Here is a 14467-nt window from a genome sequence, read left to right as displayed (position 1 = left end):
CGATTTCCTTGGTGTTTAAGCATTTCCTCTGGGAAGGATGGGCATGCACATCTACGTCGCCGGCCTCTTGTGGGTGTTGGGCGCGGCGGTCGTCGCGGGCGCGGTGGCCTACGTGGTCCGCCGCTTCGGCGAGACGCACGGCACTGTCGAGAACAACGAGGCCGCGGGCCAGGTGTTCACCATCGTCGGCGGGCTGCACGCGGTCCTGCTCGCATTCGTCCTGATCTCCCTGTTCGACGCGGTCAGCCACGCCGAGGAAGGCGCCTACCGGGAGGCCGACAGCCTGGTCGCGGCGAGTTGGGCGGCGGAGGCGCTGTCGGAGCCGACCCGGTCGGAGGTGCGCGACCTGTCGGTGTCCTACGCGAGCACGGTCCTCGACAAGGAGTGGCCGCTGATGCGCGAGGGCAGCGGCGACGCGGGCGAACAGGGCTGGCGCGACCTCGAACAGATGCGCTCCGCGATCAGCCAGGCCACCGCCGCCGACGAGTGGCAGAACGACCAGAAGACCGAGGCGGTGGACAAGCTGTGGACGGTCTACGAGGCCAGGCAGGAGCGCCTCGACGCCGCGGGCAGCGAGGGCGTCAGCGACGTGGTGTGGTTCGCGCTCCTCGCGGGCAGCGTCATGTCGGTGGCCCTGCCCCTGCTGTTCGGCGGGCCGCGCCCGAAGACCCACATCCTGATCGTGGCGGTCCTCGCGGGCACGCTGTCGCTGCTGCTGTTCGCGACCCACCAGCTGCAGAACCCGTACGCCGGCGGCGCGCAGGTCGGCCCGGACGCGTTCGAGTCGGTTCTGGCGCGCTTGCAATGAGCCGACGCCTGCTCGCCTGCGTCGTCGTGGCCTGCACGGTCGGTGCGGCAGGCGCCATGGCGGCGACCGGACCGGTCGCCGCGGCGCCCGCGCAGGCGGGTTGCGTCTTCCTGCGGGTGCACAGCATCGGTGGTCTCGGCCTGTCCGTGCTGACCAAGGTCCGCCTGGCCGACGGCGCCCTCGACCACGTCGGCGTCCTCGGCTACCGCATCGACGCGCTGGGCCACGCACCCGGCAGCCCGCTGTCCTACGGCTTGGCGAGCCGGAGCCTGACCGGCCCGTTCGCCGACGGCGCCCACGTGATCACGATCGACGCGCGGGGAGCGGTGCGCGACCTGGGAGCGGTGCGCGGCCCGGGTCTGCCCGAAGACCGACTCACCGGCGCCACGGCGGGCACCATCCACCGGGGCGACCTCCTCGTGCGCGCCGGCCACTACCTGTACGCGATCGAGCTCGACCCGAACAGCCCCAACTACCTCGGCGTGGCGCGAACCACCGAACTGCGCCCGTACGAACTGGCCCGCACAGTCGACGACTTCGACACGCGCGACGGAATGCTCTACGGCGTCTCCTCCCACGTCGCGTACTACGGCAAAGTGGTCAAGATCGACCCCGTGACCGGCAGAGTCGCCTACGCACTCGGCCATAAGCTCCCAGCCGGCCGCCCTTACGGCGCCGCCCTCATCGGCCCCGACGGCGCCCTGTACGCGGCGGCGAACCGCATAGCCGACCGCAGCCGCCTCTACCGCGTAGACCTCCACGCCCCGCACGCGTCGGTGCGCCCGATCGCCGTGTGGCCCGCCGTCGACGCCGCTGACGCCACCGGCTGCGTGGCTGACCTGCCCGTGCCCCCGCCGCCACCGGTACGCGGACCCTCGGCGACGAACACGCGCCCACCCGCACCTGGTGCGGGCCCCACCCAGACGAACACCCGCCCACCCGTACCACCCGTCGCGGTGCCACCCATCCCGCCTGCCCCGTCGCCCACGGCCCCGCCGACAACCCCGATCCCGCCGCCGCCCCCACAGGCAGCCGCCCCAACACCACCACCACAGCCACCTCAGGCGACGAAACGACCGAGATTCCGGGCAAGCGAGCCGCCGCCCCCCGTGGCAATGGACACCCGAGCCGACAAGACAGAGAAGAAACGCCGCTGGGGTGTGGCTGTTCTGGTGTTGGTCCTGGGAGCAGGCGCCGCAGCAAGCAGAGTCCGCCACCGCTGATCCTGACGCGCTGTTGAGATCGGTCCTCGCGGCTGATCGCAAGGGGCTGATGGCGGGGCCCGAACCGCGATGCCTTGGTGGGACCGATCCCCACCAGCAAATGTGCGCCGAACCGGCTGCCTGAATGTTGAACTCGCTTGCCGGAAGGGGCGACTCGCTTGCCGGAAGGGGCGACTCGCGGGGCGGGTGGCCAGCAAACGAACCGGTGGAAACCCCGAGCCGCGCCCGGTCGCAACGACCGGGCGCGGCCAGAGCATCACCCCGTGTAAAGCGTGAGCCCGTAAGCCGACAAAGCCTCCCGAACCGGCTGGAAGAACGTCGTCCCCCCACTGCTGCAGTTACCAGACCCACCCGACGTCATGCCCTGAGCCTGAACCCGCCCAGACACCGGAGCACTGACGAACGAGCCGCCCGAGTCGCCAGGTTCGGCGCACGCGCTGGTCCTGGTCAGCCCGTAGACGATGTCGCCGCCGCCGTAGTTGACCGTCTGGTTGTAGGCCTGGACGCTGCCGCAGCGCCATCCCGTCGTGGAGCCCGAGCGGCACACCGTGCCGCCGATGGTGGTGACGGTGGAGCCCGCCACGGTCACGTCACTCCCGCTGGAGTAGCGGTCGACCAGGGCCGTGGACAGCGCTGTGCTGCTGGTGACCCGGACGAGCCCGTAGTCGTTGGTGGGGAACGATGACCCGGCGACCGAGCCGATCGAGCCGCCGGTTCCGGACACCGAGCTCGCGCCCTGCGTGCAGTGGCCTGCCGTGATCACGTAGCGGGTGCCCGAGGAGTTGCGGGCGTTGAAGCCGACCGAGCAGCGGCCGCCGCCGAGGTAGATCGCCTGGCCGCCGATGATGCTCCACAGCGGACGTGGCGCCTCGGTGGCGTGGTCGATCCGGACGGCGCCGTGGTTGGCCGACCGGGCCCACGCCACGCCGGCGGCGTCGTTGCCCAGCACGGACACGACGACCTGGTTGGTGGGCGCGTCGACGTACCAGCCGGTGACCGAGTCGGGCGCCGACCGGGCCCGCTGGTCCAATGTGGACTGCACGGTGTCGAGTGTGGCCGCGCTGTGCGCGACCACCTTGGCCTGGGCGCCGGACGCGCGGATCTCGCTCGCGCGGGTGGCGTCGGTGACGCCGACGACGAACTTGCCCGTCGCGGTGTCCAGCCATGAATGGGCGTAGGCGCCGCCTAGCCGGTCGCGCAGCGACCGCTCGGTGGCGGCCAGTGTGGACGGACTCGCCGACGCGTCCAGCGTGGGCGCGGGGGCGGCTGACGCGGGGGTGGCCAGCGCCGCCGCGGTGACGGCGGCGCAGATCAAGGGCAGGGCGGAACTCAAGGTACGTCGACTCACGAACGGCCTCCATAGGCAGGGGGATTGGGCCGGGACTGCGACGGTGTACACCTGACGAGCGACGCTACGCCAGCCCATCGGTGACCGGTATCGACTATCCGTGCGCTCTGCGTGACACGGCCCGTGCGTGATTTGGTAACAAGATGTGGCGATATCGCGCAGCCAGGTGACCCCTTAAGGGGTGACAAACCTCGTCTGGCTCAGTGTCCACATCGCACTGGTAGTCCCCTGGACATCGAAGCGCCCCGGAGGCGTCCGGCACGACGGCCTCCGGGGCGCGCACTCTCGACGTGTCCGCCCCGCCTTGCGTCAAGCAGGTCCTCGATGCGGACCACGAGTTCCCGTGCCTCGCGAGTATGTGCCCGCGAATCCCGTCGGTCCAGGGCTACCGGCCGGTAATCGGCCCGGTTTTCAAGACCTACTGTGGGTTGCCCGAAGTGAACGTCTCTCACTCGATCGGATAGCAGTACGCGCAGTACGGGTACCGCGCGCGCAAAAGTGCGTAGCGTTGCACCACAACGGCGTAAGTACTGGTCAATGATGGTGTTGGGGACGCGGGATTGGGCGTGTGATGGACGGGGCCGCATACCAACGCGCCCTCGGGCGTGAGCTGCAGCGACTACGGCTGCGGCGCAAATGGACGCGCGCGCAGTTGGTCAAGCAACTGCCGAGCGAGCTTTCCGCCCAGGCGCTCGCCTCCTATGAGACCGGCACGCGCTCGTGCACGGTCGTCCGGTTCATCGAACTCTGCGGCGCGCTCGACGCGTCGCCGCACGAGCTGCTCGAACGTGTCCACGACCAAGTCGTGCACTCGGAGTTCCCGGCCACGCTCCGTATCGACCTCGAGCGGCTCGCGGAGGACCACCGCCCCGAACTGGCGCCCGCCCGCGGCTGGGCCCACGCCGAGGTGGCCCGGCACGCCGCCCAGGCCCGCGAACTGGAACTCGCCGCGTTGGAGTCGCTGGCCGCCCTGTGCGGGCTCCCGACGGTGGAGCTGATCAGGATGCTCCGTCAAGACGCCGAACAGGTCGAGTCTCCACGTGTGGGCTCAGCCAGTTAATTTCCGCCCGGCTATTCGGTGCCGATTTGTTCCGCTTACCGTCTTCACCATCCAGACCCACATTCTCGGCAAGGGCGGCGGTCGCTCGCGGTTCGGCCCAAGGTGCTGCTGATGGACGAGCCGTGTTCGGCGCTGGACCCGACGTCGACCCGGCGGATCGAGCAGACCATCGCGGAGCTGTCGCACGAGATCACCATCGTGATCGTCACGCACAACATGCAGCAGGCCGCCCGGGTCTCGCAGCAGTGCGCGTTCTTCCTTGCCGAGCAGGGGACCCCGGGGGTCATCGTCGAGACCGGACCGACGGAGACGATCTTCGGCTCGCCGTCCGACGAGCGCACCGCGGACTACGTGCACGGCCGTTTCGGCTGAGCAGGTGACCGGCCCAACCGGTACCCTGCCCATTCGGAAATGGCTGGCGACGGTGGGAGTGACGCGTGGACCTTCGGTTGGAGGCGCCGCCGGCGGCCGGGGTCATGATGGTCGCCATCGGCGGCGAGGTCGATCTGGTCGCCGCGGGTGTGCTGGAGCGTTTCCTGCTCGGGGCGGTCGCGGAGCAGCGCAGCGCCGCCCCCGGACTGATCGTCGACCTGTCCGACGCCGAGTTCTTCGGCTGCGCCGGTCTCAACGCGCTGCTAACCGCCCAGTGCAAGATCGAGGCGGGCGGCGGCTGGCTGCGGCTGGTCGACCCCTCGCCCGCGGTGGCGCGGGTGCTCGACGTCGAGGGCATGAACACCCGCCTGCGGGTCACGGGGGCCTGATGTACGAGCGGTCCCCGCACAAGGTCACCGAGTTCGCGGGTCCGGTCGACGAGTTCCTCGCCCACGCCTGCCTGGTCTACAGCGGCGACACGCCCGACCGGCTCGCCCGCGCCCAGGCTCTCCTGGCGGCGCACCCGGGGATCGCCAAGGCGAGCATCTTCACCATGTCCGTCCTCTCCGACGCCGAGGGCGCGGCCGCAGCGCTGGCCGCCGACCCCGGTCTCGCGAGCCGCCAGGGCGGGCCGTTCGACTGGGAGCCCCTGCTGTACCTGACGTATTCCCGGCTATCCGGCGGTGATCCAGTGGCGGCGGCCCGGCTGCTGCTCGACGCGGGCGCCGACCCCAACGCGGGCTACCTGTGGGAGGGCGACTGCCCGCCGTTCACCGCGCTGACCGGTGTCTTCGGTGAGGGCGAGGACGCGGTCAACCAGCCGCGCCACCGCGCCGAGCTCCCGCTCGCCCGGCTGCTGCTCGAACGGGGAGCCGACCCCAACGACGGCCAGACGCTCTACAACCGCATGTTCGGCGCCGACGACGGACACCTGCGGCTGCTCTTCGAGTTCGGCCTGGGCACCGGCGACGGCGGCCCGTGGCGCACCCGTGTGCCCCGGCAGCCGAGTCCGACCGAGATGCTGCACGACGTGCTGCTCTGGGCCGCCGCCCATGACCAGCGCGCCCGGGTCGAACTGCTGCTCGCGCACGGCGTGGCGCCGGAGTCGCCATTTCGCGGCCACCCGCTGCACCAGGGGCGCGGTGCGCACAACGTTGCGGTCCGGTCGGGCAACCGTGAGATCGCCACGCTGCTGGAGGCCGCCGGGGCGGTGCCCACTCCGCTCGACGAGGTCGACCAGGTCGTCGCCGACGCGATGGCCGGTGTTCCCGTCCACGCGCCGCCTTCGGTTGTCGCCCAAGCCATCGCACGCGACCCGTACGCCGTCGTGCGGGCCGCCGAGCTCGGAAAGGGCGACGCGGCAAGGATTCTGGTCGGCGCCGGATTCGACGTCAACGCCGCGGAGTGCGAGACCGCGCTGCACCAGGCCGCTTTCGCCGGAAACCTGGACTTGGTCCGACTGCTGCTCGACCTGGGGGCCGATCGGTCCATAGTGGACACAGCATTCGGCGCTACCCCGCTGGGCTGGGCGGAGCACAACAAACAGGGCCAGGTGGCGGAGTTCCTGCGGTCCGATCAGCCGTAGCCGAAGTTCTGCGTCCAGTAGATGCGGTAGCTGCCGCCCTTGGCCATGCCGACGCCGAGGTCCTTGAACTCGCAGTTGAGGATGTTCGCCTTGTGTCCGGGGCTGTCCATCCACGACTTCATCACGGCCTCCGCGGTCGCCTGACCAGCCGCGATGTTCTCGCCGCCCGCCCGCGCGTAGCCCTCGGCCTTCATCCGGTCGAACGGCGAGCGGCCGTCGAGCGAGGTGTGGTCGAAGTAGTCGCGCGCGGCCATGTCGGCGCTGTGCTTGCGCGCCGAGACGCCGAGCTTGTCGTTCCACCGCACCGGCGAGCAGCCCGCGGCCGCCCGCTGCCGGTTGACCAGCGCCACCACGTCGGTCTCCGTCTTCGGGATCTGCGAGGTGGTGGTCGTGGGAACGGTGGTGGTCGTCGGGGCGACGGTGGTGGTGGTGGTTGTTGTCGTCGTCGGCTCGACAGTGGTGGTGACCACACTGGTTGTTGTGGTGGGCGGTGCCGCGGACGTGGTGGTCGCCGACGTCGGATACGACTTCAGCGCCTCCGACGGGTCGGGAGCGTTGGTGGCCGTGCCCGCGACGTGCGTCGGGTCTTGTATTGCGGGCAAGGCGAAGGTCAACGTGGCGGACGCGAGGACAGCGCCTAACGCGATGAGGACGAGACGGCTCTTGCGGTGGGACACGGGTGGGGATCCTTCATGAAAACTCGGCGGATGGCTATGCCCATTGGACGGTCGGTTCGCGTGAGGCATTACGGTCTGAGGCCGACGAGTTCGGAAGATCTTCCGCGAAGGCGGCGATATGCAGTCCGGTGAACCCTCGGACGCGACCCTGGTCCTCGACGCCCGCGCGGGCGACGACGATGCCTTCACCCAGCTCCACGACCGGTACCGCGCGCCCGTGACGAGATTCGTCACCCGCACTGTGGGCGACCCGTATCTGGCCGAGGACCTGGTGCAGGAAGCGTTCGTCAGCGCCCTGCGCAACCTCGACGGGCTGCGCGAGCCCGCGCGGTTCCGGCCGTGGCTGTTCAGCATCGCCCACCGCAACGCGCTCGACCATGTCCGCAAGGGCGGGCCGCTGCTGCTCGCCGAGCTGCCCGACCTCGCCGACGGCGGTGAGACGCCGCACGAGGCGGCGGCCGCGCGCGAGGCCGCGGGTCTGGTGTGGGACGCGGCGGCGAGTCTCGAGCCGCGGCAGCTGGCGATCCTCGAACTTACCGTGCGCGACGAAGTGTCGAACACCGAACTCGCCCAAGCCCTCGACGTGCGGCCCGCGCACGCGGCGGTGCTCGCGCACCGGGCGCGGACGGCACTCGGTCACGCGGTGCGACTGCTGCTGCTGGTCCGCAACCCGCGCCGGTGTGAGCGACTGGCCGGGATGGTCCCGGAACATCCGCGCACCCTCTCGGCCGCCCAACGGGTGCGCGTCGACCGGCATATCCGCAGGTGCGCGGAGTGCCGTGACCTCGCGGGCCGGGTCACCGCACCGGTCGCGATCATCGCGGTGCTGCTCGCCGCGGCCGACCGCGAGCCGGTCGCGGTGGACAACGCTGCGTGGTCGTTGGTCGACCCGTCGCCGCACCTGCTCCGCAAGAGCGCGGTGACGCTGGCGCTGACCTTCGCGCTGACGGTCGGCTGGTGGTTCATCCCCGGTGTCGAGGACGACCCGATCGTCTCCGAGCCCACGGTCCCGTCGTCGACGCCGATCAGCTTCGCGCCCGTGGCCGCGGTGCCCACCACGACCGTGCCCCCGCCCCCGCCGCCGCCGCCCGCGCCGACGGCGGCGCCGCCGCGGTCGGAGGCGGACCGGCTGATCGTGGCGCTGAACAACCGTCGGATAGCCGAGGGCTGCGGCCCGCTGCACGCGGCGCCGCGACTGATGACCGCCGCCCGCGCCCACAGCGACGACATGATGCGCGGCGAGTACATCGGGATGACCGGACCGGACGGCACCACCCTGCAGGACCGGGTCGCCGCCACGGGCTACCGCGGGATGCGCGGCGGATACGTCGCGGCGTACAGCGAGAAGGGCTCGGAGGTCGTGAAGTCCCTGGCCGCGGGCGACGCGGTCGGGCTGTCGTGCGAGGTGGACGCCATCGGCGTCGGCCGGACTGAGGGCGGACCGTGCGGCTACTACTGGGCGGTGATCTTTGGCCGCGACGGGAGATGAGACGCCCGCATATGCGGTTGAGCTTCTCAGCTATGGCTCGTCTCAGCTCGGCCCGGTGTACTTGGGTACATGGGAGAGCAAAAGCAAGTACAGGACCCGAACCCGATCCTGGTGATCGGCGGCACGGGGAAGACCGGTCGCCGGATCGCGGAGCGACTGACCGAGCGCGGGGTGCCGGTGCGTGTCGGTTCCCGTTCCACCACACCGACTTTCGACTGGAACGACGAGTCCGGCTGGGCCGCGGCCCTCGCCGGTGCCCGCGCCGCCTACATCGCCTACCAGCCCGACCTCGCCTTCCCCGGTGCCCCTGAGGCCATCACCCGGGTCTGCGAGCTCGCCAAGGCCGCGGGGGTCGAGAAGCTCGTGCTGCTCTCGGGCCGCGGCGAGGAGGCGGCCGAGGCCTGCGAGCGGATCGTGCAGGCGGCCGGTACCAAGTGGACGATCGTGCGCTGCAGCTGGTTCAACCAGAACTTCAGCGAGAACTTCCTCCTGGAATCCGTTCGGGCAGGCGAGATCGCGCTGCCCGCGGGCGACGCCGTCGAGCCGTTCGTCGACGCCGACGACATCGCCGACGTCGCGGTCGCCGCGCTGACCGAGGACGGACACGACGGCGAGATCTACGAGCTGACCGGCCCCCGGCTGCTCGGCTTCCACGAGGTGGCGACCGAGATCTCCAAGGCCACCGGCCAGGATGTCGCCTACATCCCGCTGACCGCGGAGCAGTACGCCGCCGCGCTGCGTGAGCACGGCATGCCGGAGGAGTTCGTCGAGCTGTTCACCCAGATCCTCGACGGCCGCAACGCCCACCTCACCGACGGCGTGCGCCGCGCGCTCGGCCGTGAGCCCAAGGACTTCGCCGACTACGCCCGCGACGCCGCGGCCAGCGGTGTGTGGAGTGTCGACTGACCGCCAGGTGATCCCCATGGGGAGGGTGAAACCATGCGCACGCAACTGTCCACAGAGAATGGTCTGAGCACCATTCCCCGCCATATCCACGGATTCATTCCTGGACCTGCCCGCGGACGTCCGCCGCGAACGGGCCGCCGACGTCCTCGCCGCGGTCGGGTTGCAGGGCCAGGCGGGCGAACGGGTCGACCGCTGTTCCGGCGGTGTGCTGCGGGAGCTGAGCCTCGCCGTGGCGCTGCTGCACCGCCCGCGGCTGCTGGTGCTCGACCACCCGACCGCGGGCATTGACCCGACCAGCCGAGTCCGCCTGCTCCAGACGCTCCGCGGCTTGCGCGAAGAGGGTTTTTCGCTCCTGTACGCCAGCCGGGACCTTGACGAAGTCCGGCAAGTGTGCGACCGCTTTGGCTTGCCGCACAACGGATATATGGTCGCGGAGAGAGCGACCCGCGACCTGTCGTCCGCTCACGCCTGACTGGACGACGCGGAGGAAACGGAGAGACGATGACGCAGACCAGAGACACGCCTTCGACGAAGCGGCGCTTGGCCGGGCCGGTGTTGTGGCTGGCCACGATGACCGTGGGGCTGATCGCGGGGGTGTTCTATGCCTTCGCCATCTCGGTGATGCCTGGGCTGGCCAAGACGGACGACCGAACGTTTGTCGACACCATGCAGAACATCAACCGCGCGATCGAGAACGGCGCGTTCGGGTCGGCGTTCTTGGGTTCGTTCGTGTTCACGGGGGCGGCGGCGATCATGGAACACCGCCTTGGTCGGCGGGCGGCCGCTCGGTGGGCTCTGGCTTCGTTTCTGCTGTATGTGGTCGCGGTGGCGATCACCATGGGTGTGAACGTGCCGCTGAACCAGGACCTTGAAGCCGCTGGCGCGCCTGCTTCGATCGCTGACCTTGCGGCGGTTCGGGCGGCTTTTGAGGGGCCGTGGAACTCGGCGCACCTGGTGCGGACCGTGGCTTGCGTGCTGGCGCTCGGGTGTTTGGGGCGGGCGTTGTGGCTGCATGGTCGGGCGGAGCGTGCCGACGAGCTCTGACCGTCGGTTTCAGATGGCCGCCGATTCGCTTCCTGGCGCGGATCGGCGGCCTTTCCGTTGTCGCCCGTAGCTTTTCTGGCCATGGCGACAACGGAGCTGCCCCCGCACCTGCGAGCCGACGTCGAAACCCTGTGGGCCTACCACGACATGGGCACGAACCCCACCGCATTGACGTCGGCATCGGCCTCGGCTCCCACGACCTCGGCGTCGCCACCCAGACCGCCGAGCTGTATCAGCGGGGCCTGTTCCCATTGATCCTGTCCACCGGCGCCCTACCTGCGTCGAATGGCAAGAGGTCGATGAATTGGCGGATCAGTGACCATTCGGCAGGGCGCGGAGTCGACCAGATGGATTATCCATGGTGAACGACTGGTCGATGACACTCGGCGGTTGCGGCTGAGTGCGGCGTCGGTCGAGTTGCCCGATGGCGTCACCTTTGAGCAGTACGTGCTTCGGGTGCCGAAGGCCGCGGTGGTGATCGTGGTCGATGACCAGGAGCGGGTGCTGATGATGTGGCGACACCGGTTCATCATCGACAAATGGGTCTGGGGGTTGCCCGGCGGTTACGTCAATCCCGATGAGGACCCCGGTGTCACGGCGACTCGGGAGGTTGAGGAAGAGGCGGGGTGGCGGCCACGCGACGTGCGAACGCGTCGCGTGGATTCCGCTGGCCTCGGTGCGCGAGATGATCGGGCGCGGCGAGATCGTCGGCGCGGCGTCGTTGGTCGGTCTCCTGCATGTCCTGGCGTTCGGCGCGAGTTACTGATCAATAAATGAGATGCTTTGCGAGCGCTGTATGTCGCGCACCGCATCGCCTGAGGGTGCCCGACTGCGTGCAGCCGGGCGGGACAGCTCGTCGCGTCGATCTACTTCAGGAGACTGCTGCGACGGGGACGCCGGGGTTGTTCGCTGCTTGTCGCATGTAGTCCTGAGGTGAAAGGCCCCTGACCCGTTTGAAGGCGGCGCTCAGGGCGAAGGCGCTGCTGTAGCCGACTTTTCTTGCCACGGAGCCGATTGTGGTTTCCGTTTCGCGCAGCAGGTCAGCCGCCAGCGCCAGGCGGAGGCTGGTCAGGTAGTTCATCGGCGGCTCGCCCACCAACGCCGTGAAGCGACGGGCCAGGGCTGCTCGGGACACGCCTACCCGGGTGGCCAGGTTGGCCACGGTCCAGCCGTACCCGGGTTCGGCGTGCAGCAGACGCAGGGCGGCGCCCACTACCTCGTCGTGTTGGGCGCGGTACCAAGCAGGCACGCCTACACCGGGGCTGGCCAGCCAGGCTCGCAGGACGCTGACCAGGACCAAGTCGAGGATGCGGTCCAGCACCAGTTCCTGGCCCGGCTCCTGCCGCAGCATTTCGACTTCCAGCAACGACACCAGGGCGCTGTCGCCCGCGTCGATGGGGCGGACCAGGACCGGTGGCAGGGCACCGAAGAGGCGTTGGCCGATTTCCCGTTGCATTTGGTAGGTGCCGCTGAGCATGACCGCGGCGCCGCAAGGGTCTTCGCCCCAGGTGCGGACCCCCAGATCGCGGGAGCTGCCGATGTCGTGGCCGTCGACGGTGGCGCAGCGCTGGCCCGGGTGGATGATCACCTGCGGTGGCGTGTCCGGGTGGTCGGCGATCGTGTACGGCGTGGGGCCGCGCATGATCGCGACTTCGCCGGGGTGCAGCGCCACCGGGTCGCCGCCGTCGGGGACGATCCAGGCGTCGCCCTGGGCCATGGTGACCAGGGACAACGGGGCGCGGTCCTCGATGCGCATGGACCACGGGGGGTTGAGGATCGAGCGGAGCAGGAAGGCTCCGCGGGCTCTCGGTCCGTCCAGCAGACCGGTCAACGTGTCGTCCGCCAGCGTGCCCATGACACCAATGTAGACGAATGCGCATGTTCATGGGTTAAGAACGCATGAATCGTCTCGGTGATGTCGCATCCGCCATATGGGGACATTGATCTTGACGGTCCCGCCCAGTAGGTTTCACCCGCGGTGTCCGATCGGATGTCCCGGTCCAGGAAGGTGGCCGATGTCCCAGGTGGTACTGGTGCTCGCGACGATCACGTCGGGGTTGATCGCGGGTCTGTTCTTCGCTTTTTCCTGCTCGGTGATGCTCGGCCTCGACGGCGTCGAGGACCGGGTGTTCGTGGAGGTGATGCAGCGGATCAACCGCTCCATCCAAAATGGACTGTTCGGTCTGGTGTTCATGGGGGCGCTGCTCAGCTCCGCCGCGGTCATCGTGATCGACCTGGTCGACGGCAGCGGGACGGACGTGCAGGCCCTGGTCGGCGCGGCGCTGTTCCTGGTGTCGTTGCTGATCACCTTCGCCATCAACATCCCGCTCAACAACCGGCTCGACGCGGCCGGTCCGGTCGCCCGGGCGGACGTCGCCCAGGCGCGCAAGGCGTTTGAGGGGCCGTGGGTGCGGTGGAACCACGTGCGCATGGTCGCCGCGACGGCGGGCTTCGTGTTCCTCTGTCTGGCTGTGCAGAACTAGGGCGTGCCTGGCCCGCCCACGTGGGCGGGCCAGGTGCCCGCTCACGCGACGATCCTCAGCTGCGCCATCATGGCCGGCGACGAGTGGTCGAGGAAATGGCAGTGGAACGGGTAGATCCCCGTGTGCCTGCTGTCGAAGGTCACCAGGATCCGCACGGTGCCGCCCGGCGGCACCGCCACTGTGTCCTTCGGGTATGCCTCCCACTCCGGCGCCCGCACGCCGTCGCGGTCGAGGACGCGGAACTGGACCAGGTGCAGGTGCGGCGAGTGCGGGACTTGCAGCAGCGTGTCGAGGTTGGTGATCTCCCACAGCTCCGTGGTTCCCCGCTTGACGGTGAAGTCGATCCGCTGCGGGTCATACGTTTTGCCGTTGATCAGGAACCCCGCCAGCGGGTCGAAGCTCAGCAACACCTTGCGTGTGACCGTCGGCGTCCTCGGCGCGGGCACGGCGGCGAGTGTCTCCGGGACGGCCGAGTCGTCGCGCACGGGGCCGCCCACCACGTCGAACCGCAGGACCCGGATGGCGCTGTCCGCCTCACCCGTCGGCCTTCTCCAGGACGATCTGCGTGCCCTCGGCGTACGGGGCGAAGTCCACCACGACGTCGGCCCGCTCGGCGGCCCACAGGGTGATCTCGGACCGCTGGACGGGCAGGCCGAGCAGGCCGCCGTCGCTGCCGATCTGGGTGAACTGCGCGCCATTGCTCAGCCGGAACCGGAACGGCCGCTCGTTGGCCCCGTTGACCAGCCGCAGCCGGTAGCGGCGCCGCCGGATCTTCAGGTGTGGCTGGGCGACCCCGTTGACCAGCACCATGGATCGGCCGCCTTGGCCGAACAACTCCCAGCGCAGCTCGCCGTCGCCGGTGATGTCGGCGTCGCGGAACAGCAGCGGGACGTCGTGGGCGCCGCTGGGCAGCCGCAGCGCCGGCCAGCCCTCGTCGATCAGGTAGCGCCCGGACAGTCCTTTGTAGACATGTTCGGCCTCCAGGTGGTGCGCGTGGTCGTGGTGCCACAGCGTTCCCGGCCGCTGGTTGTTCGGGTAGTGGTAGGTCCGCGAGCGCCCAGGGTTGATGGCGTCGAGCGGGTGGCCGTCGCTGTCCTGGGCGACGTTGCCGCCGTGCAGGTGGACCGACGTCGGCACGCCCAGCGTGTTCTCCACGGTCACCCGCGCGCCCGGCCCTGCCTGGCCATGATCGTCGGGCCGGGGAACTGGCCGTTGTAGGTCAGCACGCGCGTGCGCACCCCCGGCACGATCTCGGCCGTGCCCTCGGCGCCGGTCAGCCGGTAGTGGTCGGCGTCCGGGCCGACCGCGTGCGGCCGCAGCACCTGCGGAATCGGCAGCTCACGGGCGAACGGCGTGACCGTCCACGCTGGACCCAGCGCGGACGTCAGCAGCTGCTCGGTGGGGACCGCGAGCACGACTCCGCCCACCGCGCCGAACTGGTGGGGCTCCCCGTGGCCGCGAAGTCGGGCGGA

The 14467-nt window shown here is 69.9% G+C and carries 17 protein-coding genes and 1 pseudogene; 12 read left to right on the top strand and 6 right to left on the bottom strand.

Annotated elements, in window-relative coordinates; all coding sequences use genetic code 11:
- The first annotated feature begins 43 nt into the window (after positions 1–43).
- Entirely contained in the window at positions 44–808 is a 765-nt protein-coding gene (locus ACUZ2Y_RS13295; RefSeq protein WP_476331770.1) for a bestrophin-like domain, read from the top strand.
- Entirely contained in the window at positions 805–2031 is a 1227-nt protein-coding gene (locus ACUZ2Y_RS13290; RefSeq protein ID WP_476330574.1) for a DUF6923 family protein, read from the top strand. The genes ACUZ2Y_RS13295 and ACUZ2Y_RS13290 overlap by 4 nt, the downstream gene beginning before the upstream one ends.
- Positions 2032–2287: 256 nt before the next feature.
- On the opposite strand, the gene ACUZ2Y_RS13285 is transcribed toward ACUZ2Y_RS13290, so the two are convergent.
- Positions 2288–3379: a S1 family peptidase gene (locus tag ACUZ2Y_RS13285; protein WP_476330571.1), complete on the bottom strand. Its 1092-nt coding sequence runs from the start codon at positions 3377–3379 to the stop codon at positions 2288–2290.
- Between the two features lie 571 nt (positions 3380–3950).
- On the opposite strand from ACUZ2Y_RS13285, the gene ACUZ2Y_RS13280 reads away from it, so the two are divergent.
- From ACUZ2Y_RS13280 to ACUZ2Y_RS13265, 4 genes and pseudogenes are all read left to right on the top strand, one after another.
- Positions 3951–4439: a helix-turn-helix domain-containing protein gene (locus tag ACUZ2Y_RS13280; protein WP_476330568.1), complete on the top strand. Its 489-nt coding sequence runs from the start codon at positions 3951–3953 to the stop codon at positions 4437–4439.
- Between the two features lie 78 nt (positions 4440–4517).
- Positions 4518–4811, top strand: a pseudogene (locus ACUZ2Y_RS13275) (ATP-binding cassette domain-containing protein); the annotation flags it as partial.
- 65 nt (positions 4812–4876) lie between these two features.
- The gene (locus tag ACUZ2Y_RS13270) at positions 4877–5200 is read left to right on the top strand and encodes an STAS domain-containing protein (RefSeq protein WP_476330566.1); all 324 of its coding nucleotides are present in this window, start codon (positions 4877–4879) and stop codon (positions 5198–5200) included.
- On the top strand, positions 5200–6396 hold the full coding sequence (locus ACUZ2Y_RS13265) for an ankyrin repeat domain-containing protein (protein ID WP_476330564.1): 1197 nt from the start codon (positions 5200–5202) through the stop codon (positions 6394–6396). Before ACUZ2Y_RS13270 ends, ACUZ2Y_RS13265 begins: the two co-directional genes overlap by 1 nt.
- On the opposite strand, the gene ACUZ2Y_RS13260 is transcribed toward ACUZ2Y_RS13265, so the two are convergent.
- Complete coding sequence (locus tag ACUZ2Y_RS13260; RefSeq protein WP_476330561.1) at positions 6387–7073, bottom strand: CAP domain-containing protein; 687 nt, start codon at positions 7071–7073, stop codon at positions 6387–6389. The genes ACUZ2Y_RS13265 and ACUZ2Y_RS13260 overlap by 10 nt on opposite strands.
- A gap of 118 nt (positions 7074–7191) precedes the next feature.
- Between ACUZ2Y_RS13260 and ACUZ2Y_RS13255 the strand changes: the two genes are divergently transcribed.
- The 5 genes from ACUZ2Y_RS13255 to ACUZ2Y_RS13235 all read left to right on the top strand — a co-directional run bounded on the left by ACUZ2Y_RS13255 (position 7192) and on the right by ACUZ2Y_RS13235 (position 11289).
- Positions 7192–8562: a sigma-70 family RNA polymerase sigma factor gene (locus tag ACUZ2Y_RS13255; RefSeq protein ID WP_476330558.1), complete on the top strand. Its 1371-nt coding sequence runs from the start codon at positions 7192–7194 to the stop codon at positions 8560–8562.
- Positions 8563–8631: 69 nt separating this feature from the next.
- Entirely contained in the window at positions 8632–9468 is an 837-nt protein-coding gene (locus ACUZ2Y_RS13250; protein ID WP_476330555.1) for an NAD(P)H-binding protein, read from the top strand.
- Positions 9469–9628: 160 nt separating this feature from the next.
- Entirely contained in the window at positions 9629–9940 is a 312-nt protein-coding gene (locus tag ACUZ2Y_RS13245; protein ID WP_476330552.1) for an ATP-binding cassette domain-containing protein, read from the top strand.
- Between the two features lie 68 nt (positions 9941–10008).
- Positions 10009–10512 (top strand): anthrone oxygenase family protein, encoded by a 504-nt coding sequence (locus tag ACUZ2Y_RS13240; RefSeq protein ID WP_476330549.1) that lies wholly within the window; start codon positions 10009–10011, stop codon positions 10510–10512.
- Positions 10513–10902: 390 nt separating this feature from the next.
- Positions 10903–11289: an NUDIX hydrolase gene (locus ACUZ2Y_RS13235; protein ID WP_476330546.1), complete on the top strand. Its 387-nt coding sequence runs from the start codon at positions 10903–10905 to the stop codon at positions 11287–11289.
- Between the two features lie 94 nt (positions 11290–11383).
- Here ACUZ2Y_RS13235 and ACUZ2Y_RS13230 read toward each other — a convergent pair whose 3' ends face one another.
- On the bottom strand, positions 11384–12367 hold the full coding sequence (locus ACUZ2Y_RS13230) for an AraC family transcriptional regulator (RefSeq protein ID WP_476330543.1): 984 nt from the start codon (positions 12365–12367) through the stop codon (positions 11384–11386).
- Between the two features lie 160 nt (positions 12368–12527).
- Here ACUZ2Y_RS13230 and ACUZ2Y_RS13225 point away from each other — a divergent pair, with 160 nt between their 5' ends.
- Positions 12528–12995, top strand: coding sequence for an anthrone oxygenase family protein (locus ACUZ2Y_RS13225; protein WP_476330540.1), 468 nt, complete (start codon positions 12528–12530; stop codon positions 12993–12995).
- A 41-nt stretch (positions 12996–13036) separates the two neighbouring features.
- Here the strand turns inward: ACUZ2Y_RS13225 and ACUZ2Y_RS13220 are convergent, their stop codons facing one another.
- From ACUZ2Y_RS13220 to ACUZ2Y_RS13210, 3 genes are read right to left on the bottom strand one after another with little or no spacing between them, the layout of a single operon-like run.
- Positions 13037–13480 carry a multicopper oxidase domain-containing protein gene (locus ACUZ2Y_RS13220; protein ID WP_476330537.1) on the bottom strand — a complete coding sequence of 148 codons (444 nt, stop codon included), beginning with the start codon at positions 13478–13480 and terminating at the stop codon, positions 13037–13039.
- A 49-nt stretch (positions 13481–13529) separates the two neighbouring features.
- Positions 13530–14156: a multicopper oxidase family protein gene (locus tag ACUZ2Y_RS13215; RefSeq protein WP_476330534.1), complete on the bottom strand. Its 627-nt coding sequence runs from the start codon at positions 14154–14156 to the stop codon at positions 13530–13532.
- Positions 14153–14422, bottom strand: coding sequence for a hypothetical protein (locus ACUZ2Y_RS13210; protein WP_476330531.1), 270 nt, complete (start codon positions 14420–14422; stop codon positions 14153–14155). Before ACUZ2Y_RS13210 ends, ACUZ2Y_RS13215 begins: the two co-directional genes overlap by 4 nt.
- Positions 14423–14467: the final 45 nt, after the last annotated feature.

The sequence above is a fragment of the Actinokineospora sp. UV203 genome, from assembly GCF_056323665.1.
Note: the sequence above shows the minus strand (reverse complement) of the source record. Positions and strands in the feature narration are given on the sequence as shown.

Bases quoted from the DNA above. Each gene is read 5' to 3' on its own strand.
- ACUZ2Y_RS13250 (WP_476330555.1), top strand. From the start codon at position 8,632: ATGGGAGAGCAAAAGCAAGTACAGGACCCGAACCCGATCCTGGTGATC.
- ACUZ2Y_RS13225 (WP_476330540.1), top strand. From the start codon at position 12,528: ATGTCCCAGGTGGTACTGGTGCTCGCGACGATCACGTCGGGGTTGATC.
- ACUZ2Y_RS13295 (WP_476331770.1), top strand. From the start codon at position 44: ATGCACATCTACGTCGCCGGCCTCTTGTGGGTGTTGGGCGCGGCGGTC.
- ACUZ2Y_RS13255 (WP_476330558.1), top strand. From the start codon at position 7,192: ATGCAGTCCGGTGAACCCTCGGACGCGACCCTGGTCCTCGACGCCCGC.
- ACUZ2Y_RS13230 (WP_476330543.1), bottom strand. From the start codon at position 12,367: ATGGGCACGCTGGCGGACGACACGTTGACCGGTCTGCTGGACGGACCG.
- ACUZ2Y_RS13265 (WP_476330564.1), top strand. From the start codon at position 5,200: ATGTACGAGCGGTCCCCGCACAAGGTCACCGAGTTCGCGGGTCCGGTC.
- ACUZ2Y_RS13280 (WP_476330568.1), top strand. From the start codon at position 3,951: ATGGACGGGGCCGCATACCAACGCGCCCTCGGGCGTGAGCTGCAGCGA.
- ACUZ2Y_RS13290 (WP_476330574.1), top strand. From the start codon at position 805: ATGAGCCGACGCCTGCTCGCCTGCGTCGTCGTGGCCTGCACGGTCGGT.